17 protein-coding genes and 2 pseudogenes are annotated in these 24,459 nt (G+C 57.6%); 3 read left to right on the top strand and 16 right to left on the bottom strand.

Annotated features, from left to right (window positions below; translation table 11 throughout):
- Positions 1-398 precede the first annotated feature (398 nt).
- Entirely contained in the window at positions 399-2,201 is a 1,803-nt protein-coding gene (locus EOB49_RS19305) for an ABC transporter ATP-binding protein (protein WP_126080644.1), read from the top strand.
- A gap of 387 nt (positions 2,202-2,588) precedes the next feature.
- On the opposite strand, the gene EOB49_RS19300 is transcribed toward EOB49_RS19305, so the two are convergent.
- From EOB49_RS19300 to EOB49_RS19280, 5 genes are all read right to left on the bottom strand, one after another.
- Positions 2,589-3,296, bottom strand: coding sequence for an SDR family oxidoreductase (locus EOB49_RS19300; RefSeq protein ID WP_245468328.1), 708 nt, complete (start codon positions 3,294-3,296; stop codon positions 2,589-2,591).
- Between the two features lie 1,604 nt (positions 3,297-4,900).
- Positions 4,901-6,109: an acetyl-CoA carboxylase biotin carboxylase subunit family protein gene (locus EOB49_RS19295; RefSeq protein WP_126080642.1), complete on the bottom strand. Its 1,209-nt coding sequence runs from the start codon at positions 6,107-6,109 to the stop codon at positions 4,901-4,903.
- Between the two features lie 591 nt (positions 6,110-6,700).
- Complete coding sequence (locus tag EOB49_RS19290; protein ID WP_245466459.1) at positions 6,701-7,462, bottom strand: SDR family oxidoreductase; 762 nt, start codon at positions 7,460-7,462, stop codon at positions 6,701-6,703.
- Between the two features lie 141 nt (positions 7,463-7,603).
- A complete protein-coding gene (locus EOB49_RS19285) occupies positions 7,604-8,611 on the bottom strand; it encodes a pyruvate dehydrogenase complex E1 component subunit beta (RefSeq protein ID WP_126080641.1) in 1,008 nt (335 codons plus the stop codon).
- A gap of 19 nt (positions 8,612-8,630) precedes the next feature.
- Complete coding sequence (locus tag EOB49_RS19280) at positions 8,631-9,614, bottom strand: thiamine pyrophosphate-dependent dehydrogenase E1 component subunit alpha (RefSeq protein ID WP_126080640.1); 984 nt, start codon at positions 9,612-9,614, stop codon at positions 8,631-8,633.
- A gap of 388 nt (positions 9,615-10,002) precedes the next feature.
- Here EOB49_RS19280 and EOB49_RS37740 point away from each other — a divergent pair.
- Positions 10,003-10,630 (top strand): annotated as a pseudogene (locus tag EOB49_RS37740) (transposase); the annotation flags it as partial.
- A gap of 154 nt (positions 10,631-10,784) precedes the next feature.
- On the opposite strand, the gene EOB49_RS19270 reads toward EOB49_RS37740, so the two are convergent.
- From EOB49_RS19270 to dddP, 5 genes are all read right to left on the bottom strand, one after another.
- Positions 10,785-11,003 (bottom strand): transposase zinc-binding domain-containing protein, encoded by a 219-nt coding sequence (locus tag EOB49_RS19270; protein WP_245466460.1) that lies wholly within the window; start codon positions 11,001-11,003, stop codon positions 10,785-10,787.
- Positions 11,004-11,367: 364 nt separating this feature from the next.
- A complete protein-coding gene (locus tag EOB49_RS37735; protein ID WP_245466461.1) occupies positions 11,368-11,592 on the bottom strand; it encodes a tyrosine-type recombinase/integrase in 225 nt (74 codons plus the stop codon).
- A 16-nt stretch (positions 11,593-11,608) separates the two neighbouring features.
- Positions 11,609-11,806 carry a hypothetical protein gene (locus tag EOB49_RS37730; RefSeq protein ID WP_245466462.1) on the bottom strand — a complete coding sequence of 66 codons (198 nt, stop codon included), beginning with the start codon at positions 11,804-11,806 and terminating at the stop codon, positions 11,609-11,611.
- Positions 11,794-11,997, bottom strand: coding sequence for a hypothetical protein (locus EOB49_RS37725; RefSeq protein ID WP_245466463.1), 204 nt, complete (start codon positions 11,995-11,997; stop codon positions 11,794-11,796). The genes EOB49_RS37730 and EOB49_RS37725 overlap by 13 nt, the downstream gene beginning before the upstream one ends.
- Before the next feature lie 1,114 nt (positions 11,998-13,111).
- Complete coding sequence (gene dddP / locus EOB49_RS19260; RefSeq protein ID WP_126080638.1) at positions 13,112-14,443, bottom strand: dimethylsulfonioproprionate lyase DddP; 1,332 nt, start codon at positions 14,441-14,443, stop codon at positions 13,112-13,114.
- Between the two features lie 283 nt (positions 14,444-14,726).
- Between dddP and EOB49_RS19255 the strand changes: the two are divergent.
- Positions 14,727-15,338 (top strand): annotated as a pseudogene (locus EOB49_RS19255) (hypothetical protein); the annotation flags it as partial.
- Between the two features lie 1,227 nt (positions 15,339-16,565).
- Here the strand turns inward: EOB49_RS19255 and EOB49_RS19250 are convergent.
- The 6 genes from EOB49_RS19250 to EOB49_RS19225 all read right to left on the bottom strand — a co-directional run bounded on the left by EOB49_RS19250 (position 16,566) and on the right by EOB49_RS19225 (position 24,343).
- The gene (locus EOB49_RS19250; RefSeq protein WP_126080637.1) at positions 16,566-17,570 is read right to left on the bottom strand and encodes an ABC transporter ATP-binding protein; all 1,005 of its coding nucleotides are present in this window, start codon (positions 17,568-17,570) and stop codon (positions 16,566-16,568) included.
- Entirely contained in the window at positions 17,567-18,580 is a 1,014-nt protein-coding gene (locus tag EOB49_RS19245; protein WP_126080636.1) for an ABC transporter ATP-binding protein, read from the bottom strand. The genes EOB49_RS19250 and EOB49_RS19245 overlap by 4 nt, the downstream gene beginning before the upstream one ends.
- Positions 18,577-19,470 (bottom strand): ABC transporter permease, encoded by an 894-nt coding sequence (locus tag EOB49_RS19240; protein ID WP_126080635.1) that lies wholly within the window; start codon positions 19,468-19,470, stop codon positions 18,577-18,579. Before EOB49_RS19240 ends, EOB49_RS19245 begins: the two co-directional genes overlap by 4 nt.
- Position 19,471: 1 nt before the next feature.
- Positions 19,472-20,410, bottom strand: coding sequence for an ABC transporter permease (locus tag EOB49_RS19235; protein WP_126080634.1), 939 nt, complete (start codon positions 20,408-20,410; stop codon positions 19,472-19,474).
- A gap of 15 nt (positions 20,411-20,425) precedes the next feature.
- Positions 20,426-22,009, bottom strand: coding sequence for an ABC transporter substrate-binding protein (locus tag EOB49_RS19230; RefSeq protein WP_126080633.1), 1,584 nt, complete (start codon positions 22,007-22,009; stop codon positions 20,426-20,428).
- Between the two features lie 306 nt (positions 22,010-22,315).
- The gene (locus EOB49_RS19225; protein ID WP_127330952.1) at positions 22,316-24,343 is read right to left on the bottom strand and encodes a CocE/NonD family hydrolase; all 2,028 of its coding nucleotides are present in this window, start codon (positions 24,341-24,343) and stop codon (positions 22,316-22,318) included.
- Positions 24,344-24,459: the final 116 nt, after the last annotated feature.

Genomic DNA, 24,459 nt, shown 5'->3' with positions numbered 1-24,459 from the left:
ACGGAATATGGGCAGGAACGTATTCGCGGCGCGCTTTTGAAATCAGCACCTAAGTGCCGGGCCTGAGAACGCTGCATTGCAACTGTACTTATTTGATCGAGGCAAGAACAAGCTCAAAATTCAATCGATACATCGACCTTCTTTTCCAATCTCCCGAGTTGAGCAGCCGTAGCAATCGTATTCGACTGGATGGCGGCTGACTTTCTCCAGGCTCGGTAACCTGCTGAATTTGTCCTTCGGATGTTCCCGCTCAGTTGGCACGACTTTTGAACATCACCGTCGTGAGGCGGCAGGAGCTGCCCGCCAAAATTGATGCTGTTATGGGGGAGGTCGAAAATTCTAGTTTTGTCTTTTAACGTCTTTGGGACCGAGCGTGTTGATGCGCCCGCTTGGAAACTATGAAACGTTTCCCCGTCCATGGACGCGGCGCCACTGGTCGCCACGTACTCGCCTTCACTGTCCGCCACTGGAGCCGGCAGCCGGTGCGGCTCGCGATCATCACGGCTGCGATGCTTGCCTCCACGCTGGCTGACGTGCTGATGCCGGTCTATTCAGGTCGTCTCATCGATGCTGTTGCAGGCGGCGCTGCTGTGGCAGCACCAGCCTGGCATTCGGCCCTTGCAGCCTTCTCTGTACCGATTGCGCTTGCGCTCGTTGCCATCGCCATGCGCCACATCGCCGTCATTGGCCTGAACGATCTTTTGCTGAAGATGATGTCCGATGTCGCGAACGAAGCGTTCTATCATGTCCAGCGCTTTTCGACAGACTGGCATGCGAACAGCTTCGCCGGCTCGACAGTGCGCAAGATAACGCGCGGCATGTGGGCGCTCGACCCTCTAAACAGCACAATATTGGTCGCGCTGTTCCCGTCCTTTATCATCTTGGTAGGTTCGACGGCGCTGCTCGGCTGGCACTGGCCGGTCATGGGCGTGATCTTTGCTTGCGGCTCTCTGATCTATCTAGCGTTTTCGATTTCGCTGTCGCTCAGCTATGTCGCGCCGGCGGCGAGCCTTGCCAACCAATGGGACACAAAGCTCGGCGGCGCGCTTGCGGACGCGGTCAGTTGCAACGCTGTGGTCAAAGGCTTCGGCGCCGAGGTTCGCGAAGACCAGCGGCTTGAAAATATCATGACCAAATGGCGGCACCGCGCGCGCCGGAGTTGGGTGCGCGGAACGATCGTCGACTCAACCCAAGGCGTCACTTTGGTTGCGCTCAGGGTGGCGGTGGTCGGATATGCCCTGCTTCTGTGGTCGCATGGACAGGCAACGCCGGGCGAGATAGCCTATGTTCTCACGTCCTTCATCGTCCTGAAGGGCTATCTGCGTGATGCCGGCATGCATGTCCGCACCGTGCAACGCTCGGTTAATGATATGGAAGAACTGGTGGCCATCCACAATCAGCAGCTGGATGTTGCGGATCGTCCAGAGGCCAAGCCGATCCGGATCACGACGGGCCGCATCGATTTCGAGAACGTCCACTTCCGTTACGCCAACCATCCCCTGCCGATCTATAGCCAATGTTCGCTGTCGATTGAGGCTGGCGAAAGGGTTGGGTTGGTTGGACCTTCCGGTTCCGGCAAGTCAACATTCGTGAAGCTCATCCAGAGACTCTACGACCTGAGCGGCGGCCGGATCCTGATAGACGGCCAGGACGTCTCCGAGGTGACCCAAGAGTCGCTCCGTTCGCAGATCGCGATCGTGCAGCAGGAGCCTATCCTGTTTCACAGGTCGCTTGCCGAGAACATCGCCTATGGCCGGCCTGGCGCGAGCCAGGCCGAAATCGAGCAAGCGGCACGGCTGGCCAGTGCGCATGACTTCATCGCGCCCCTGCCGAAGGGCTATGGGACATTGGTCGGCGAAAGGGGTTTGAAGCTCTCCGGCGGCGAGCGCCAGCGCGTGGCGATCGCGCGCGCCTTCCTGGCGAACGCGCCGATCCTTATTCTTGACGAGGCCACATCGAGCCTCGATTCGGAATCCGAGGTGCTCATTCAACAAGCGGTGGATCGGTTGATGGTGGGTCGAACCACACTCGTCATCGCACACCGGCTGTCGACGGTCCGCTCGCTCGATCGGCTGCTCGTCTTCGACCGTGGCCGCATCATGGAGGACGGCGATCATGCCGCGCTGATCGATCTCGATGGTGGCATTTACCGCCGCCTCTTCGAACGGCAGGCGTTGGAACTAGCGATGGGCCTGGCCTGAGCGCCAAGTATCAGGATCGAGTGCCCGACCGCGAGAGCGCCCATTCCCGGTACAAAATGTATCGCCGTCTCACGACATCCCAAATCTAGCCCGGTCGACGTATATTGGGAAGCACATGGAGGTGTCCGCTGAAACCGACTCCCATCCAAAAAAACATAAGGTACCGTCCATCATACTCCTGTTTCGCTTGCATTGCGCAGAACTTAAGCTCGTTAATTTTCGCTTAGAAAATTCTAGAACTATACTGCAAGAGATCCTCCGAAATCCTAGACCTCTTTCATACCGGGCACAACGCAAACGTTTCGCTCAGGTTGCAACCTAAGCTGTCAAACACCTTTTAAGAGAGCGGTGTCCAATGAAGTCCGGCTTGGCAAACCTGCGCAGGTTCTACTGTGGCAGACTGAGCTTCGCCATTCGGCCTCCATCGATCGTCCACACCTGACCGGTGATAAACGAGGATTCTGGCGAAGCCAGCCAGACTACGAGGTTCGCGACCTCCTCCGGCTTCCCCGTTCGCCCAATTGGATGGATATTACCGATCTGCTGGCGAAAGCGCTTGGGGTCCGGCATGCTCTCGATGAAATCCAAGTTCAGGTCGGTGTCGATCCAGCCAGGCGCGACAGCGTTGCAGCGCACACCTTCGGCGCCGTGGTCGATCGCAACCGCGCGGGTGAGACCGTGGAGACCAGCCTTGGAGGCGCAATAGGCCGCGTGTTTCGGGTTGGATCCCAGCCCCTCGATCGATCCGACATTCACGATCGCGCCGCCAGTGGACCGCAGGTGAGGCATCGCCGCCTTTATCAGCACGAATGGGGTGGTCAGATTTATGGCGATCGTCCTCTCCCAATCTGCTAGGCTCATATCTTCGACGAGCGCCTCCTGCATGACCCCGGCGTTGTTTACCAGGACATCGAGCCGTCCCGCCCGTTCGACAACCGCTTTGATAGCATGAGCCGCCTTGGTCGGAGCTGTGAAGTCGACCGAAATGGCCTCGAATTCCCGGTCCTCACCACGTTGAGCGGTGAACACGCGAGCGCCCTCGTCCCTTAGACGTCGCGCAGTCGCAAGACCGATGCCGCTACGCCCGCCCGTCACGAGAGCCACCTTACCTGCAAACCTTTTATCCAACTGCCTTTCCACCCTTCACTTCGACGAGCGACATGCATAGGCAGCGGGACATCGCGTGAGGCACGATGGTCTGGGCGATGCCACCGCCTCTGCGATCTGCCGAGCGGACTAGCTTGCCAAGCTCTGCCCCTATCCGCAGGATCGACGGGGAAGCGGTGAAGACGCTTCCCCGGTTCTGCTACCTCAAACCCAGATGCCATCCCGCTGATCGAGACCCGCGGCTTCCTTCCCCCCGCCGAAGTTCCCCCCGACGACTGGCTTCTGCAGCGGCGGAAGCGGAGTATTACATACTCAGGATCCGGCAAGCCGAGCCTTGCTTGTGTCATTCTAATCGTAAGCACCAGCAACTGCCCTGAGAATGCACAAAAGGTTTCGCTAGGGTTAAAACCAGTTTATGCCTCGCGCAGTCGTGCGCAAGCTGTTCGGACCTGCGACATCGCCTTATTTCGGAACCAGCTGGCGGTTTGGTGAGTACCGGCACACGGGCTCCTTGTCCGGGTGCAGCAGAACTCGTAGGCCTCCGTTGCCTTGCGCCAAGCTCCTGGAGTAATGCGGGCATGGCTGTTCTAAAACATCCCAGGACGTACCCCCGGGCCTCGTAGGCGTATGCGCGGTCTGCAATCAGGTCGATCGTTCGACGACCTTCGAACGATCGCAGCCCGTACGTCTCTATTTCGCGATAAGCCTCTGCTTGACAGCGCCTTGGCGGCAACCTCAGCTTTGAACGCGCTCTGTTGGGGTATGAATGCGGCCCACCGAGAGCGCTGGCTGGCGCTTGCCGAGTAAACTCTGCCATGCAGAATCTCAGTCTCCTGCGACTGGCAGCCAACCAGCTGGGCCGGTATTGATTCGGGCCTGGCCGAGCTCGACGCGGGTGAGATCGTTGAGCGGGCGATCTTGGCCGTGGAGCTGACGCTCGAGGAATTGCCGAACCCGCGCAAGACGACCTGGAGAGCGAGTATGCCAGGCTGGAAGTTAACAGGCTGCCCAGCAATTGAGGGGGACCCGACGGGTGCAACACCTGTTTTTTCTTCCAGGGGGAACTCGGCCCTGCTATGGCCGATCCTACCGCACGTCGCTGATCAGCGACCGGACTTTCGAGAAGCGGCAGTGCGCCTTTCGTCCGGTCAGCCTTTCTCCTGACGCAAACACATGCGGATCGCCGCGGACGGGGAAAGTCGTCCCGCGTCCCGTCCTGCGGCCTGCGCTTTGCTGACGCTCCTACGGCTGTCCCGTTCACCGCCCGAGGCAGGGGCGAATTTCCTCCGTCCTACGCACGACAACCGTCCGCTGTTGCGGACGCGCGCGGGACTGCCGGTTTCCCTGTTGGAGGGCCGACAGTCGCTGGCTCGGAGGTTAACCGGAAACGGGTGCGTCGAGGACCAGCGATCCTGTGCGCCATCCGCTGATCGTATGGCTCCCTGGCGGTTCTTCTTCGCTGCGCTAGCGCTTCAGCAGCTTCAACAATGATGCACGTCGGCTTCATCATCTTCAGCGGCTGGCGCTTGAACCCGGCAACACCACACGGTGGACACAAGCGCCGCTCCGCCAGGTAGCAAGGGAAATCGAACCTATGTAACCGACCACTCAATTAAGCCGACGGCCCGCTGAAGTATCGCCTCCGTCCGAGCGATGTCAGGCGAGCTGGCGGTCACATATCCGATTAAGTCTCGGTGATCGCCTCTCCTTTTGATCGTGGTGTTTGGTTCAAGGTAAAGCTTCACTTTGGCGACGCCAGGTACAGCAGCCGCCCGGCTGACGCCATCGATCCAATCGAGAACGCCGTCCCGTTCAGGAACTAGGAATTGCGCAGCAGCAGTTTCTGAACGGGTTCCGCGCAAATCGCCCTCATCGCCGATCACGAGTTTAATGTGCTCTCGGATAAGATTGATACCGCAAGCTAGCTCAACTAGCTCAACACCGGGCGAGCCCGACATACGCGGATTTACTTCAATGACGACCGGCCCATGTGCCGTCCACCTGAGTTCAACGTTGGTCGGACCCCAGTGAAGGTCGAGAGCCTGTAAACACCTCAGTGAAACATCGGCGATGCGCTCATCCTCTTCATTGGTAAGCAAGGCCGGATAGGCGCATCTATTATATACGAAATGCGGCGAGGGACCGAATTCGAGAGAGGCGATTCCAATGACGTCATCTCCCATCATCTCCACCCAATAATGAAAGCCTTTCACAAATTGTTCCACTAATATTCTTGCTGGGGACTGCCATGTACTCCACCTGCTTGATAGATAAGCAGTATGCTGGATTAGCTCCTCGCTACTGCCGCACAATCGGACCCCCTCGCTGCCGCCGGTGTCCGTGGCTGGTTTTACAATTACAGGAAAGCCGATTTTAGCGGCAGAGCTTACAACCTCGCTCGCATTCGTTGCCAACGCGTAGGCAGGAATTGGAATGTCGGCTTGCCCAAGCAGCTGACGTTGAGTGAATTTATCGCAGCATCGTTCAACCGATTCGGCGTTCGGACCTGGCAGATTGAAATGTCGACAGAGCATGCCGACTGTCGCATATGCAGCTTCCTCCGAGCTCGTAATCCCAGCAATATCATAGGTCGCATGCAGCCGAACACACTCGCAAATCAGCGCATCGAGATTGGATGTGTCCACACAGATTACCTCACTGTCTTCTGCGGCATGATAGTAGTGCCTAAGTGGATCAGCCGCCAGGGTAATCGAGTGCAGGCCAAGACTTCGGGCCGCTTGGACATATAGAGGACCATTGTTCCTTGTACCCTCGATCAGGATAAGCGCTCTTCTTTTCATGTTTGTCGACTCCGAATAGCTTGTCTGGTTTTTTTCCGCGCGTGAGTTCGTCCAACATACCACTGCTCGTGGTTTGCGATTGGTAAATTCTTGTGAAGTAGTTGTATTTATCTGTTGCAGGATGTGACGTCATGACCACCAAAAAGAGTGTCTTGGTTGCCGCAATATAGGCCTATTCTTCTCGCGCAAGTCGGCTGGGGAATGAGAGGCGCGATGATGGGATCCGTTACCGCCGCACCGATCCTGGTGAAGGACCAGAGATCCCATGGCAACGGGTGATGACCGGTGTCTACATCACTCAGCTGGCTGGGGAGCGTCTGGGAGAAGGTACGATGCACGAGCTTCTGCTCGTCGCGCGAACTGTCATTCAAACGAGCTTGGTGAACGGCCTTACACCTAACCTACAGCGGCCTCAAGAACGCACCGCCAAACTGCTGGATAGCTTCATCGATTCGGTTGACGTTCACCGTGCTTTTGACTACGAAACTATGGATCAAGTAGTGCGACGCACAGAAACTTCGATGGGTAGATCATCTTGCTTTGTCACCCCAGGCAGCAGGATGGCCCACCAGAATTAACCAATAGAAAATCTCACCAGCAAGTGTAGCCACCATCCACCAACAATACCGTTCCCGTGATATAGGTTGACGCGTCGCTAGCAAGAAATTGGACGGCAGATGCAATCTCATGAGGTTGGCCGAAGCGGCCCATTGGCGTCCGATCAGACCATGCCCTGACCACTTCTACAGGATACTGGTCGGTCATCTCTGACTGTACGAATCCAGGCGCCACTGCGTTCACCCGAACCCCAGATCTTGCCCATTCGCAAGCAAGGGTTTTGGTTACCATAGTTACCCCCGCCTTGCTCGCATTGTAAGCCGTGACTACGGATTCCTGTCGGGTGACAACATCTCCACATATCGAACTGATATTTACAATCACGCCGGAACCGCGCTCCGCCATGAGAGAGCCGAAGGTGCGACTGCAGTAGAACAGGCCGTCCAAGTTGACTGAAAGGACAGCTCGCCAATCCTCGTCGGTGGTATATTTCGTCGGCGCCGCGCGGGACACCCCGGCATTGTTAATAAGGATGTCAGGGCAAACGGCGATGCCATCGGCGAGATCGCGTACCGCCTGCGAGTCCCTAACATCGAGCTGATAGACTTTAGGCTTGACTGGAAACTGATCTGCCGCCGCGGCCACGCGAACCCGATCCCTTCCAGTGAGAATTATATCGGCGCCAGCTTCTTGTAATGTAAGCGCGACTTGCAATCCGATGCCGCGTGCTCCGCCGGTCACCAAAGCGGTCTTCCCACTCAGACCGAATCTGCCATCGATGAATGATTTACTCATGTATAAGCCCTATCCCTTCTGGAATGTTTCCCGCCTATCGTCTGATGGCCTGCCTTCTTTTTCTAAGCGCGTCTTATCACCTCCTACTGCGACGATAACGGCAGTTGCTGTGTTACTTCCATTCATGCGTTTTTTGGGAACTCAGAGTAACTGTCGTATGGCGCCAACAATGCTGTCCCGTGTTGGAAAAAAGTCCTTCTCAAGAGCCGGACTGAATGGGACATGAATATCTGGAGCACTCAGCCGCAAGATAGGTCGCTTCAAAAGATCGAAGGACTCTTCCGCCATCACCGCTGCGATTTCACTTCCGACGTTGCAGATACGGTGTCCGTTCTCGACAATAATCAGCCGTCCGGTCTTCTCGATTGACATCTTGATTGCCTCATAATCGAGCGGCTTCAATGTACGTGGATCGATCACTTCGACCGAAATGCCTTCCTCGATGAGGTAGTTGGCAGCTTCCATGGTCGGCCTGATAGCACCGGCGATGGCAACGACGGTAACGTGCTCCCCCTCGCGCTTCACGTCCGCTTTGCCAATTGGGATTAAATGGTCCGGATCCGTGGGGACGTCGCCTTTGAGAGGCCAGAGGCGGGTGTCCTCGAAGACGAGCACAGGATCGCCGTCGCGAATGGCGGATTTCATGAGGCCTTTGATATCGGCAGCGCTGGTCGGGCTGATAATCTTAAGGCCCGGCACGTTCATAAAAAGCGGGTAAGGCCGGTCGGCATGCTGTGCCGCTTCGGAGCCCGTCGAGAACATACAGCAGCGAAAGACGATTGGGATGTCTATCTGGCCCCCAGTCATATACCGCAATTTTGAGGCCTGGTTTACAATCTGGTCACAAGCGAGATAGATGAAACTGGCAGTTGAAATGTCTACAATCGGTCGCAAACCATTGATGGCAGCCCCGATGCCAAGTCCCGTAAAACTGCCTTCTGAAATTGGCATGTTCCAAACCCGGTTCTTGCCGAAGCATTCGATAAGCTTGCCGCCGCCATGAACTGAGACGTCCTCTCCCAACAATACAACGCGCTCATCCCGATGCATTTCCTCTAGCTGGGCCTGCACGATTGCCTCAAAATAGGTCATCTGAATATGGGGACCGGGCGTGGCTGCGTCTCTGTGGGTATCGTCTTTCACATCCATTAATCCCTCCAGCCCACCCTTAGCGGGCAATGGTCGACACGAACATATAGTCGGGCAACGTTTCGGGCCGGGGCATGGGGCTAGCCAAAGCAAACTGTACGGCCTGTGTGACGGCTTGGGCCACTTCATGCTCGATGGTTGCTAGAGTCTCTTCATTTACACCCTCTTCGAGCAGCACAGTGCGATATAGCAAAATTGGGTCCCGGTCGCGTTTGTGTGCCTCGACTTCTGCGACCTGTCGATAAGGCTCCCCAGAAACGGCCAAGCCTATATTGTGTTCATCGAACCGATAAGTGTTGGCCACTATGAGAGTGGGTCCCTGCCCCGCGCGTGCTCGCGTGACCGCATATGCCGCAGATTGATAGACGGCACTGACGTCCTGTCCGTCTACTATTTCTCCTGGAATTCCGTAACCTGCCGCTCGTAGGGCAATGTCCGGCTGTCCGTGGCTTGTTGCTACGGAGGTGGTCATTGCATAGCCATTGTTCTCGCAAAGATAAATGACGGGAAGCCTCCACAACGAGGCCATGTTGAGGCTCTCGTGAAAAGTGCCCTGGTTCACTGCTCCGTCGCCGAAAAAGCAAAGGGTAACCTGATCGACGCCGCGCACCTTGGCGCTAAATGCGCATCCTGTGGCAAGAGGAATGCCCCCTCCGACGATTCCCGATTCACTGATAATCCCCACTGAACTGTCCGCAAAATGCATCGAACCGCCACGCCCCTTACAAACGCCGCCCTCCTTACCCATCAGTTCTGCCATAAGCGCCTGCAAATGCGCGCCCTTCGCAATCGGATGGCCATGCGAACGGTGTGTTCCGGTCATGGCGTCATCGTCCCGGAGGGCGAGGCTTGCTCCGACGATAGCGCCTTCCTGACCCACGGTCGTGTGAAACCAACCAGGGATCTGACCACCGTTGAACAGGCGCCTACCTTCTTCTTCGAATCGGCGGATGCGAAGCATCCGTCGAAAAGCCTCTAGCCTACGATCGCCCTTCAACTGCATGACCCAACCCTGCCCGTCAGCAAGGGGCGATCGCCTGCATTCCAACAGCGCGCATCGGCTAAATCCTCGTGCTCGAGCTCCGAAGGTACGTGGCGGGTCTCTTCGGCATTCTCCTGGCGAGGCACGATCTCGGCAGGCACTTTCATCTGGTTCTCTGTCAGCATGGCCTTGTTCCTTCCGGCTCGCACAACCCTGTGCATGCGTCATGCCATTTGACCTGAAGGCTCGCATTACACTGTTCTTCATCGAAGAAAGGCGTCGTGAAAGAACTGCACAGACCTCCTTTGTTCGAAGTTCGCCAACAATGTCGGATCCTGAACTGGCCCCCATTTCGGCCGGACAGTCGGCCTAACGCGGGAGGCTTGGGGATATCCTCAAGCACAGGCTTATGGCTGACGACTGTCGACGGATTGAACTGATCACCGGGGAGGTACGGCGCCGACACTGGACGACGACCGAACAGAAGCTGCAGATTATCGAGGAGAGTTTCCTTCCGGGTGAGACCGTGTCCTCTGTCGCCGCACGATGAGGCGTGGCGCCAAATCTCTTGTATCGTTGGCGCCGTTTATTGAAGGAAGGCGGAACGGCTGCGGTGGGATCGGACGAATCTGTGGTCGGGAGTTCGGAAGTGCGGCGGCTTGAAGAGCGCCTTCGCGACCTCGAGCGGCTTCTCGGCCGCAAGACCATGGAAGTGGAGATCCTCAAAGACGCGCTGGCCAGGTCGGAGTCAAAAAACCGAACTTGCGGCTCTTGTCGCAGCCGAGGGACGGTTCCCGATGAAGGCCGTTGCCGAGACCCTCGGGGCGGCGCGTTCCCATCTCCATGAGTTGCATCGCCTGGTGAAGCCGCGCGGGCCTTATCGCAACCCCGATGACGATGGGCTCTTGGAGCTGGTCGCCGCCTGATCGACGAACGCCCGACCTATGGCGATCGTCGCATCACAGCCCTGACGAACAGGGAACGCGAAAGACGGCGAACCGGCCGTCAATCACAAGCGCGTCTTCCGTGTCATGCGCCAGCGAAACAGGCGCGACAGCACGCGCACGAGTAAAAAGAGCCCGGCCTGCACGAGATCCAGCGTGTGCCGTCGGGCGAGACACCACCACCCGGTACGATACAATCAGGCGGGATGGTAGATGAGAGCTATGCAGCGCCGCGATGAGGCCGATCTCAGCTCCCAAATGCCTGAGATTGGCTTCGCGCGCAGGCGTTTCGGCCGCGTATAAGGTGCCGCCTTGTGAAAGGGATCGCAGCAACCTCAGCCGGCAGCATGAACACTGCGTGATAGAGCACCGGCAGCAGTTCATTCTGGCGTGCGGCAAGCCAGTCCCGGCAGGCCTGACCCTGGCATTTGGGACTGTGCCGGCTGCGACAGGAATTGTAGGCCACGCGGATCGACCGCAGGAGCGGCAGCCGTAGACTGGCCGCCCAGTTCGGCGGTCCGGCAGAGCTCGATCGCGCTCATCACACGCCGCTCGATGCGAGCCTAGATAGCCGTCATGAACCTGTCTATATACTTCGCCATGGCGGCGGAAGATATCCGCCACCTTCAGTCTCGCCGACATGGCGGTACCACTCACCCTGGCGGCACCTCGATGTTCAGCCGGGCTTGTCGTGCGTCGGATGAGGCTGTTCGAGACCTTAGCGTAGCGCGCCGCCGGACAGATTGTTGTGGCCGAGTAGAACCTGGATGGTGCGGATGTCGGTGCGTTCTGAAGATGCGTGGCGAAGCTGTGCCTGAGCGTGTGGACCGTCACCCGCTTAGGCGGCCGCACGCGCCGAACGACAAGCCCAAATAACACCCGCGCGCGGGAAACAGCCAGTCCCGCGGCTTCGCCAAGCCGCCAGTAGACTCGCAGATGCGCAGAAGCTGCGCCGACAGCATCACGGTGCGGTCCTTGTCGCCCTTGCCGTGCTCAACACGGATCACCCCGCGACCGCTGTCGATGTCGCCGACCTTCAGCCCGACAGTCTCCAAGCACTGAGACCTGCTCTTAGGCCGTCGTCAGGGCCGTACGGCACTTCAGGCTCGGCACCGCCTCTAGGAAGGCCACGACTTCGTCGGCGCTCAATACCACCGGCAGCGTGCGTAGCGAGCGAGCATAGACGATCCGCTCCGGACTCTCGGCATGGCCCAGCGTCACGCCGTAGAGGAACCGCAGCGCGCACACCGTCTGGTTCAGCGCAGCCACGAGATTCCGGTCGACATCAAATGAACTTGGAAGGCGCGCACGTCCTCCAGACCGAGCCGGTCCGGCGAACGGCCAAGTAGCGCGAAAACTTCGCCGCGGCATGCACGTGGGGATCGCTGCGTGGCCGGCGGCAGATTACGGATCGTCATATCCTCGATCATGCGCCGGGGAACTGGGGTCAACTTGGCCATTTCTGTAGCTCCTGTTCTCAGATTGCGCTTCAACAGCCGCGATCCTTCAAAACAGAAGCGTTCCTGCAAACCGATCCGCCAAATGCCGCGTTAGCGGCTTCGTTCAATCCTCAAAATGCCCACATCGCCAAAAATCTGCCAAAGTAGCACTAGGCTGCGTCGCGACGGATCGCCTCTGGTGGACTCCGACAGGCAAGTCAGAGAAAGCTCGAAAAATCAACACTGGGGCGTTTCCGTCGGACGCTCAGCTTAGCTACATCCGTGGCAGACTTATTGGACTTGCTCAGCGCGGCGGCAGCACGATCGAAGAACTCTGGAGGAAGGCCCTCTCCGGGTTAGTAGAGTCAAAAAGATTTGTCCCCTGTGACGCAAATGCGAAAAGCAAGCCGACCAGGGGAGTCGTGATCAGTAGGGCGGAAATCGCACAGCATTTCTCTTCCAACAAACGCCCAGCCTCGGCATGTATATCTAGGGAATAGTGCATATTTATCCTGCGAGATAGCGTTCCGTCACGACAGGAGGGACTTCTCATAGTATCGCGCTGCCTCAGGTTTCTTGTCAAGCAGGTCCCGGCTGTGACGTAAGCAGATGAATTGACCGCCCCATGGAGCACCGAACACGCCGAACGATGACGACCGATCCGCGCTCCATACACCGAAGCTCCACATTGTTGTGTCCCCAGCCAAGATCGAGAGCATGCAAACCACTCAGCGAAATGTCTGCTACACGAAAATCGTCGTCACGAAGCGCCAACCCAGTGTGACCTGACACTGACCGGCTATTGCCTGCAATTCGACCAATATCCTTGGCGGAATGGCCACATGCGCCACCCCCAACAGAGACCGTGTGTTCGGAGGCTAACAGCGGACTTGCTGCAAATCTGACGCCACAGCTGCCACTGCCCGACTGCTGGTCAGAGTATCGACAGCACTCGCGGGTCAGGGCGTCGACCATGGACTTGGATGCCTCCACCCCCCTTTCTACGAATGTAGGCGGGCGAGTTGGACCAACGAAAAGCCAACTTCCGCAAAAGTGCTGAGCCAGATGCGCAACAAACAGCTTTTCCGCGGATCTCTCAAGAATTGGACAATTTGAAGAGACTCGGCCGAAATCCCTAGGCCACCAAAGCCTCATCAAACGGGCATCTCGTGAGATTTTCAACTCCGCTCTCGGTCACGAGCACCTGCTCTTCCAGTTTTACGCCTTCCCGCCCACCGACGGCACCGATATAAGCCTCGACGCACAGGGTCATTCCGGGCTCGAGAACATAGTCGAATGCTCCCGGGATGAAGTCTTCAGGATAGAGAATCGCGGGATATTCGTCGCAAAGACCAATGCCATGCATCATGACGCCATATCGCTGCTTGACGAAATCCGCGGGAAGCTTGTGGCTGCGCTGAGTGAGTTCGGTGAAAGAGACGCCCGGCTTTAGCATAGCCATGTTTGCAGCTACGTGCTCGTAGGCTATGTCGTGCAGCCTTCGCTGTGCTTCGGTGGGTCGGCCGTCACCGCAGTGCCAAGTGCGGGAGAAGTCGGCACACATGCCGTACGGGCCCACCATATCGGTGTCGAAGGCGACGAGGTCTCCTGAGACAATGCGACGGGGGCCGGCCTCCTGCATCCAGGGGTTCGTGCGCGGGCCGGAAGTTAAAATGCGCGTTTCGATCCACTCGCCACCACGTGCGATGTTTTCGGCATGAAGAACCGACCAAAGTTCCGTTTCGGCTATGCCGGGCTGCAAACGTTCTCGCATTTTGGCAACGGCAATCTCGCAGGTCGCGAGAGAGCAGCGCATGGCGTTGATCTCGTCGATTCCCTTAATGGCCCTGGCGTGCTCCATGAGCTGCATGCCGTTGCAAACCTCGATGCCAACTGCATCTAGCGCACGAAGGCCGGGGATTTCGATCTTGTCGACGGCAAGACGACGGTTTTTGCCACCAGAGCGGCGCAACAGTTCGTCAATTTGTCCGGCAAAGTCCTTGGCGACTGCTTCTTCTTGGTCGCCGGCAACGAAATAGTAAAAGCCGGCCCCGCCATCCCGGGTTTCGTTGATGAGCGGCAGATAGGTTGACAGGTGGCTGCAACGATGGAAATCCCAGAGAACGACATAGCCGTCGGCCGATACGAACACAGCTCGTGACGGATTGTGCATGATCCATATGTGCATGTTCGAGGAATCTGAAGCGTATCGTATGTTCAGCGGGTCGAAGCAGAGCACGCCCGCATAGTCTCTTTGGCGGAGTTGCAGAACAATCCGATCAAGACGGGTCTTGCGCATACGATCTAGGTTGGGCGTGGTCAGGCCCAAGGCTGCCCACTCCGCAAAGGCGACGTCCGTCGGCCCAATTTCAACCCGATCGTTGTCATCCATGCTCCCATCCGGCTTAAGTGCTTTTGCCACTCGCGTGGGATCAATTTTGTGGTTCACAATCGAAAACGAGGACATGTTAAGGCCGCCCTAGTGGCTCACTCTTACGTGGATCTAAGACCGGATTTCTTGGATGCTAAAGGCGGAAAAAATATTGCTCGATATAAAGTCAATTCATCTGCATTCGTGCTCTGGGGTGCCTGCGACCACAACTGGAACCAGGTAGCCTTCCAGCGCGCCGCAATGGGCAATCTGTCGATCCCAGAGCTTTGCCGGGAGCCCTGTCGTGCTAGTGGTTTACGCCTGACATAAGAGTTCGGCTGAGGATTCCCTTTTGTGAGTGCGCATGCGAGTCTGGTACATGCGCACAGGAATATACCTCACCGTTTCTTCGATTGATCGTCAGCCTCTCTCTGATCAGCGCGCCCATCGCAGTGCGCTGCAGAAGCACGTTTGGCGCGCAGAGATCATTCTGTTGAGCAGCGACGGCGTGGGCACCCTCGAGATCATGCGGCAATCTGGTAAGTTCAAGACTTGCGTGTGGCGCGCCAGTGCAAGCTCTGCAACGATCCGCAGTTCGTCGACAAACTGCGCAACGTCGTCGGCCATGCCACTAGTTGATCCACCGGCTCACGCTATCCTGTTGTCGGTCGACGAGAAGAGCCCAGATCCAGGCGCTCGACCGCACCCAGCCCGGCCTGCCCATGAAGGGTAGGCTCGGCACCACGACCACGACTACAAGTGCAACGGCACGACCACCCTGTTTGCCGCCCTTACCGTGCTCGATGGCACCGTTATCGGCAGGAACATGCAGCGCCATCGTCACCAGGAATTCATCCGCCTCACTCAACGCTGTCGATGCCGAGGTGGCGGCCAGCAGGGCCATCCACGTCGTTCTTGACAACTACGCCGCTCACAAGCACCCCAAGGCGCGTGCCTGCTCGGCCGCCATCAGCGCCTCACCTTCCGCTTCCACCTTAAGCGTCACGAGCACCGCACGGCTGTCCTTGGTTGACAGAGGCAGGGTCAGATGCGGGCCGCTTTGACTCGCTGCGGCATGGTACGAGCGGATGGCGACGACCGCCTTTGCAACGGCGGCGACGCCCGCGCCGTCGAGACGGGAGTTCACCCCCTTTGTGTCCCGGATTAGGACGGCGTCATCTGGGTCTACGGCGCCAATGATGACGACGGGATCTTCACCGATGAAGGCTTCGAGGAGGTCAAACTCCTCCTCGAAGAACATCATCGCGTCTCCCCATCGAAAGCTTGACCCCAGCACTCCGGTGCTCAGGTTCTCTGGCCACCAGATACGCACGTCTGCGGTCTTCACCGGATGCGTACCACGCAGGCTCAAGTTGGCGTTTGGAATTGGCAACGCTTCCGGAGCGAAACGTTATGACGAACTGAACGTCAAGGGACTCTCCATCGCTGACCTAATGAGCGTGGAAAGCTCTACGAGGAGATGCTGGACCTCATGGAAGAATCCGGGGAATTTCCGATTCCTGACCCACGGGGCCACTCCCGTCGTGTATCGCACAACGAAGGTGCAGGCGGCAATGCGCCCAGATGGAACCCCACTATATCTCGATTGCAAGCCAGTTTCGGGCTGAGCGACATCTGTGGCTTTCGTCCCAACAAGAAGCGTTCCAGGACCGCTATTCTAAGCCAGAACGATTCGGCGCTCGCGAAATACGTGTAGAGGAGCGCCGCCACTTCATAGGCGCTTACTACATAGCGGACACGGACACCGGTTGCCCGAGGTTATCGGTCCCTGGATGCCAGATTCAATCATTGAATTTGATGCGCAGCATGATGTTGATGCCCCATTCGTTATTAGCGCGCCGGCGGGAACAGTGGGCGCCTCCGCCTTACCCCCATAAGCCGTACCCTCATAGGGCGCGCGAACCGGGCACTGCTTGTGCGGCACAGCTGAACCATGGACGCCTGCCGAGGGTGCCCACCAACCGCAGTTCCCCAGTTGCGAAGCCCTCGAGGCCACCCCGTTTTTATGTTACGCCGTCGCAATCGCCGGGTTCGGCTGTTCGGCCGGAACACCCCAATTGCTCGCCATGGAATGCCAATGCATTACGCCAGACCCGCGGTCTGTTGCGCTGATGAAAGGCTTCGCGCCTGACAAATTGCCTAAGCCCAGCCAAGATTTTAAACAAATCGGCCCCCAGTTTCCGCGAGGGATGAACGTTCAGCAGGTCAACGATTTGGAGCTTAACGGGAAATGGCATCTAAAGCTGTGCTCCGGGTCCTGCAGGCTCACTGAGGATGGGGGAGCGACGCGGCCACAGATGCGATCTTGAGCGTAACGACACCGGGTGTGGAACTCGCAGCCGGATGGCCGGTACATCACGCTTGGCACTTCGCCCTTGAGCTCAATCCTGTTGAGCACTGCGTCTGGGTCCGGTTCGGGATTGGCCGCAAGCAGCGCTTCGGTATAGGGATGGCTTGGCTGATGGAAAATACTCTGCGTCGTGCCGACTTCAATGAAGCGGCCGAGATACATGATTGCCATGCGGTCAGTTATGTGGCGCACTACATTGAGGTTGTGCGTGATTATCAGGATCGCGATGCCTAGTTCGTCCTGCAGGCGAGTGAGAAGATTTAGCACCTCGCCTTGCACCGAGACATCCAAGCCCGCGGTCGGCTCATCGGCGATGATCAAGTCCGGATTGAGCGCTAGGGCGCGCGCCACGCTGACGCGCCTGGCTTGACCACCGGAGAGTTGATGAGGATAGCGGCCAACAAAATCGGCCGGCAAGCCCACCATCCGCAGGAGGCGCGTCGCTTCAGCTCCTAAATCGCGATCCTTCAGCCCATGGATGCGGAAAGGCTCGGTCAAGATCGATCGCACCGTCAGCCTGGGCGAAAGTGAACCGATCGGATCCTGAAACGTCATCGCCATGCGTCGCAAGTAGGGCTTGCGTTCTACCGCACTGAGGTCCGTGAGTTCCTGCCCATCGAAGCTGATGCTGCCGCTCACCGCCCGCTGCAGGCCAATCATCGTGCGAGCGACGGTGGATTTTCCGGAGCCGCTCTCGCCGACAAGGGCCAGCGTCTCACCCTTGTGAATTTCAAAAGAAACACTGCATACCGCGTCGATGAAAGGCGCATTTGTCCCGGTCGCGAGCGCTTTAAGCGGCCCCATCGTGCGGAAGCGGACGCAGAGGTCCCGAACACTGACAAGGGCACTCATGCCGAAACTAGTCGATTTTCTTCGAGCAGATGGCATCGTGCCGTCTGCCCTGGGCTGATCGGGCGATCGACTGGCTGTTCCTCGAGACAGCGATCATATGCCTGCGGGCATCGCGCGCTGAAGATGCACCCCTTCTTCAAGCCCAGGAGGCTGGGCACCTCGCCGGAAATGGTCGGCAATGTGCGTGTGGTTCGTTTAAGCCGCCCCGGGTCGCACTCAAGCAGGGCGCGGGTGTAGGGATGAGCGGGATTGCGGAATATGCTGCGCACATCGCCTTGTTCGACCACTTCGCCGGCATACATGACGACGACCCGGTCGCACAACTCAGCCACAGCTCCAAGATGATGGGATACGAAGAGGACGGAGCAACCGATCTCCCTTTGGAGATTTTTGAGCAGATGGATGATCTGGACTTCAAGTGTCGCATCGAGCGCAGTCGTCGGCTCGTCGGCGATGAGGAGCACGGGTTTTACAAGCAGCGCCATGGCTATACATATCCGCTGACGCATGCCGCCGGAAAAGTGGTGCGGATAGGCCCCGATCCGGTTTTGCGGATCCGGAATTCCGACCCGGTGTAGCATGTCGATGGCACGAGCACGCTTTTCACTCCGGCTTTTTTGCTGGTGGTGCTGGATGTCGATCATCTGGTTCTCAACGGTGCGCACAGGATTAAGCGCAGTCATTGGATCTTGAAAAACCATGGAAAGTCGATCGCCAAGCAGGCTACGCTGCGACTGAGCCGGCATCTTCAGCAGGTCTCGCCCTTCAAACAGGATCTCGCCACCTGTGACATCGGCATTTTCCGAAAGCAGACCCATCACCGTATACGCAAGCGTCGACTTTCCAGATCCGCTTTCGCCGACAACGCCGACCACCTCTGCGGCTGCGACATTAAGCGACACGTTTCGCAGTGCATGAATGCGCCCCTCTGGTGTCCCGAAATCAAGATGGAGGTGACGTATCTCCAGGAGGGGTGTGGTCGATTGCGATGACCGATCGTGTGGTATCATAGATCTTTCCGCAGCTTTGGATCGAACATGTCGCGTAGCGCCTCACCCAGGAATGTGAAGCCCAGCGTTGCGAGGACGATTGGAATACCACCGCCAACCACAAGCCACGGCGTCTGCTGGATGTAATTATAGCCGTCGTTGAGGATTGCTCCCCAATCGGGCGTGGGTGGACGTACGCCCAAACCAAGGAAGCTGAGACCGGCCTCCACCGCGATTACCGCGGGCACGTCCATGCTCACGAGGATGAGAAGCGGGCCGATAACATTAGGCAGTACGTGCACTGCCAGGATGCGCATCGTGCCAGCGCCCAGAGTGCGTTCTGCGGCGATGTATTCACTGTTGCGTAGCGCCTCTGTCTGGGTCCTCACGACCCGTGCATAAATGGGCATAGAGGTGATTGCGATAACAAAAATCATGCTGGCCAGGCTGGGTCCAAGTAAGCCGATAATCGCCAACGCGAAGATGATGCCCGGAAAGGAGCGGATCGTATCGAATAAAAGAAGGAGCAAATTGTCCAGCCACCTCGGTCCGAAGCCTGCGATCAGACCAAGCACGAGGCCGGCTGCCAGCGAACTGCCTAGCGAGGCGAAGGCGACAAGCAGCGGGACGCGGCCGCCCATCATGACGCGCGAGAATGTGTCGCGGCCCAGTTGATCGGTGCCCAGAAGAAAAAGTAGTGACGGGTCCGCCAAGCGCGGCCCCACCATGATGCGGGTCGGATCATGTGTAATGATGATCGGGGCGAAGATCGCGCTTGCGAAAACGATCGCGACCAGCGCGGCTCCAAGGACGCCAAGACGGTTCTTGCGCAGTTGCCGCACCGTCTTACGGAAGCTGCCGGGTGCTAGCTCTGGGCCAGTTTCGCCGCGGAGCGCTTCAAGGCTCGCCATGCTAAAGTTTCTCGCGGGTTCGAGGATCAAGAGAGGCAGCGATCAGATCGGACGCCGTCGTCGCCAAGACAGTAACAACAGTGGTGACTAGCACGGCCCCTATTACGACTGCATAGTTGCGCGTGTTGACCGCCTGTACAATCAAGGCACCGATACCTGGTCTTGCGAAAACGACCTCGATAAAGACAGCTGACGAAAGCAACCACGCTATGCCCACGCCGAGGATCGTCACTGTCGGCAGGATCGCAAGCGGCAGCGCGTAATGCAAAACAATGCGCCATTCGGAAATGCCGAAGGAACGGGCCATTCGCACATGGTTTTCACCCAGGATCTCCATCATGGATGCCCGTACCAGCCGGGAGATGTATCCAACCCAGCCGATCCCGACGGCGAAGGCTGGCAGAATGAGATGAACAAGGCCGTCCAAAAAACCCTGTCCGGCTCCGACTGCTGGTAACCAATGGAGCGTGACAGCGAAGATCAGGAGTGCGTAGACAGCCATGACGAACGAAGGAATCGCGATCGTGGCGACTGCCATGATCGCGACGATCTGGTCGATGACAGAATTACGCCTCATGGCCGAATAACAACCGAGCGGCACCGCAATCGCCACCGCCCACAAAATCGAGACGAAGATTAGTTCGATAGTATAAGGAAGTTGCTCGAATATTATGTCCGCAACCGGACGTTGGCTCAACACATCAAAACCAAGATTGCCTTGCAGCAGCCCTTCGAAGAAAATGACGATCTGCACGGCAAGCGGCTTATCCAGCCCCATCTCCCGATGAAGGTGCGCTATCATTTCAGGCGTGGCGCGGGGACCTAGCAGAGCAACGGCTGGGTCGCCAGGCACCGCATGGATCATCATGAACACAAGGGTCACCGCGATCACCGTAATGGCGACCGCGAGGAAAACGCGTTTCAGTAGATAGATCCACACAGTTCACGCTCAAGCTTAAGCCGGCTGGAAATCGATATATAATGGGGTTCCATCTGGGCGCATCGCCGCTTTCATTCGCGTCTTCCGATATAGGATTGGATTGGTCTCATTGGTCAGGAACCGAAATGCGCCAGAATCTTCCATCAAGTCCTGCATGTCCTCGTAAACCTTTGCCCGCTCGTTGGGATCGTTAATGGACAGTCCCTTAGCGTTTAGCTCGTCAAAGCGTTGGCTGCGGAAGCGTTGCCAGTTCCATATACCCACTTGATCTTGCACGAACCAAGTCACGTAGTCGTACGGATCCGGCAGTCCGGAGAAGGTCATAATAAAGAGCTGCACGTCCTTCCAGCTGTCTCCCTCAGACTCCACGCCGAGTGACCAGAATGTCCCGGGATCTCGGGCATTAACCACCAGAGAAATTCCGACTTGGGACAATTGTGCCTGCACCGTCTGAGCTATGGCTGAAGTCTGGCTGTCGTTTGTACAGTCGAGGCTCAATGTCAAACCATTTACCCCAGCCTTCTCGAGAAGCTCTTTGGCTTTTGAGAGATCACCTTCCGGCGGAACCAGAGTCTTTGCGCGATGCCCAACGATACCTGGAGGAATAATACCCGTGGCCGCAATTGACTGACCGTCATACGCGGTATCTAAAACCTGTGGTACATTGATCGCCCATTGGATCGCCCTGCGGACATTTATGTCCTTCAGTTTGGGATGATCCATGTTCATGCCGATCCATGTATAACGGGTCGATGCCCTTTCCGCGATCTCCGTGTTGGCGGGCGGATTGCTCTTGAACGCCGCGAGAGAGTCCAAACCGACTACGGTGAAATCGACGTCGCCCGCCTGATAAGCACGTTCCGCTGCCTTAGCGTCCGGAATAGGCAGGATACGGATTTCGTCGAAGCCCGGCTTGGGGCCTGACCAGTCCGGATTTCTCGTGAGAAGTGCGTACTGGTTGGGCTTCCAGTCAGCCAGCACGTAGGGACCTGAGAATGCTGGCGGCTTCACACCGAAATTACCGCCGTCCTTGGTGGCTTTCCTTACCGCAGCCTCAGAAACGATTTGGCCGACGGCATAAGGCAGCGGAACAAGCCAAACAGCCGCAAATGGCGCGTTGAACACGATAACACCACTGTAGTCGTCCTCCACCTCGACGTGATTTAACGAGCCCCATTGGGGCTTGATGGGTGAATTGAGCTTGATGACGCGCTCGAAAGAGAACTTAACATCCTTGGCCGTCAGCTCGCCGTAATCGCCACTAAATTTTATGCCTTTCTTGAGGCGAAATCGGATATGCGTGGGATCAACCTGCTCGATCTTGTCTGCAGCCTCTAACTCCCAGCCCCATTCGGTGCCGGGCTTATATCGCGTGAGCTTTGAATAGATACAGTTTGTTAGGTCTACTTCCGCCGCCTGCCCGAGGAAAGCGGGATCCAGCGTGACCAGGTCTCCACTGGAACGCACCTCGAGCACCTTGCCTTCGGCCGCCCAGATGACTTGAGACAAGGGCATGCCAGCAGAGATTATGCCACCGCTTAGCGCGGCTCCTGCCCTAAGAAAGGTGCGGCGGCTTACACTTTGCATCATGTCCTCCATGGCTGTTCCCCTTGCCGAGCGACTTGCCGAGGCGTCTTGCCGTGGCCGCGGCGCCCGCGTTCCTTGCTCGGGTGTGTTTCTCTTTGGAATATACTATGGGGCAGCCAAGCCGCAGGCGGAAAAGATACCGTCAGGCATAAATTCTGTTTATGTCATGAGCTCTCGGCCTAGTTGCCGACGCAGCACTCTTTCCTTCAGAAGTTGCGGAGATGGCGTGAACCTCACTGCTGGTTGGAACGCGTCAATACCTACTATCTCGTTGTAAAAAGCGACATTTGAACCCCGGCCGAGCGGGACCAGTACCGGTCAGTTTAAGTCCCGAGCGAACTCCTTGACGTCGTCTCGTTCAAGTAAAAGCTTGTCGCCTTCCTTCGCCACGATATGTGTCTCGATGCGCCATACGTCGCGCAGCGCGCGGACAGTGGCCGAGAGCGCAATATGCACGTTCCAGTTACCGCGGGCGTACGACTTTTCCCAGTTGGAGGTTCCGCGCGCCGAGCTCGGATCGTCGGGATGCATGGTAAGTGTGTCACTGTGCTTAGCCGAAATGACCATTCCGGTGTGCGGATGCACCACGGTCCCCGCGTCGCTCGCCATCCGGAAAGTTGTCTCGCCCGTGGCTTGGTTGGTGATTACCTCGCGACAGAAAGGTTTACCAGGCTTAATAGTCTCTGTTGCCATCGGCCGAGCACTCTCTGGCTTCAGAAACGGTACAAGTTTGGAGTCTACGGCATTCGCTTTGCGCACCGGCAAGATAAGCCTGCTGGCCGCACAATGTATTGATAGACTTGCCCTCTCTGGACTAGGAAAGACAATAGGCCAATGGCTGGTGGCGATGGCGAGCCTTATGCGTTGCCCTTTTTCAAAGCGTTGCCCGCAAGACCGCAGCTTCAGGCGTATTGCTTCAGCCTTACCGGGCGTCATTGGCTTCAAATCGAGGTCGTCGTGGCGATGGGTCAAATTCAGAATGCCATAGCTCACACGGGTGGCCGAGCCGTCCTTAAACACGAGCGAAAGCGTGGCCGATAGGATTGCCACTGCTTTGTCGGAAGAGAGGGTTACCTCAAGCTCGGGGAAGCCGAGAAGGTCTACCTCCTCCAGAAGAGGCTCGGTTTCGAATACCAAGGCGTTTCCGGCTTCCATGCGCTGGTCGATGGGCTGGTCCGGCACTGCGCCATACGCGCACCAAACACCGGATGATAGCCCCGAAGTGGACGGTGAACAGATCGTAAGAACAGCATCACTGCCATCTCCTTCGGCAAGAAGTCCCGGTGAGAGCGACAGCCGTCTTTCGACAATGCTCGCCGTCGGCCAGGAAGGCTCAGCGATCCAACGGCCTGGCCGCTCGTCGTAGATGGCGGCGGGGGGCAAAGGATCCTGAATCCACGCGCGCAACATCGGCTCGTCCTCAACGCCGGTGTGGATGCCTTTAAGATGCTGGTCCCACCAGCGCAAGCATTCCTGGAGAAAGCCGATGCGAGGCCCGGGCATGGCGATGTGAGGATACTTATGAGCCCAAGGGCCGATCAGGCCTTTGCGAGGTCCCGGCAGGTTCTCGAGCATGCGCAAGATGGCGTTGGGATAGGCGTCCGCCCAGCCACCCACCGCGTAGACAGGAATCTCGATGTTGGAATAGTCCTCGCAGATAGAACCATGCTTGTAGAAATCGTCCCGACGCTGGTGCGCGAACCAGTCTTGCAGCCAGATCCCGTTGCCGTTGAGCCGCTCTTCCCAAATCTCACGCCAGCGTTCTCCCACAAGAGCTGGATCGGGCGGGGTCATGGCAATCGCCCAAGCCGCTGCCCCCCACATCAAATTTTCGCACATAAGCGCGCCGCCGAAATAGTGACATTCATCCCGGTATCGATCGTCGGTCGAACACAGCGAGATTATCGCCTTGAGGGCTGGCGGACGGCGGGCAGCAACCTGAAGGCTGTTGAACCCGCCCCAGGAGATGCCAATCATACCGACACTGCCTGAGCACCATAATTGCTTCGCCAACCATTCGATCACGGCAAGACAGTCGTCCTGCTCTTGTTTGAGATATTCGCCCCTGCAGACCCCTTCGCTATCACCCGAACCGCGCATGTCCACGCGCACACCTGCATAGCCATGCCCGGCGAAGTATGGATGGGTGAGTTGGTCGCGCTCCACAGTCCCATCCCTCTTTCGATAGGGCAGGTATTCGAGGATGGCGGGGACCGGGTCCGCCTCGGCGTCCTCCGGCAACCAGAGGCGGGCAGCGAGCTTTACCCCGTCCGGCATCGGGATCCAGACATTCTCGATCTCGCGCACTTTGCGGGGGAAGTCGGTAACAACGCGGATGTCATCCATGGTCCAATCCTCATATGCGTTCGCGCTTGCCGAACTGCCCTTGAGGTTCAGCAAGAAGGCGGCGGGTAACCTGCTGGAACAAAAGCGGTGGCAGGGATACCCGTGTTCGTCGAAGG

This window comes from Mesorhizobium sp. M7A.F.Ca.MR.148.00.0.0, from assembly GCF_003997735.1.
Lineage (GTDB): Bacteria > Pseudomonadota > Alphaproteobacteria > Rhizobiales > Rhizobiaceae > Mesorhizobium.
This window is presented reverse-complemented; position numbering and strand designations above follow the sequence as displayed.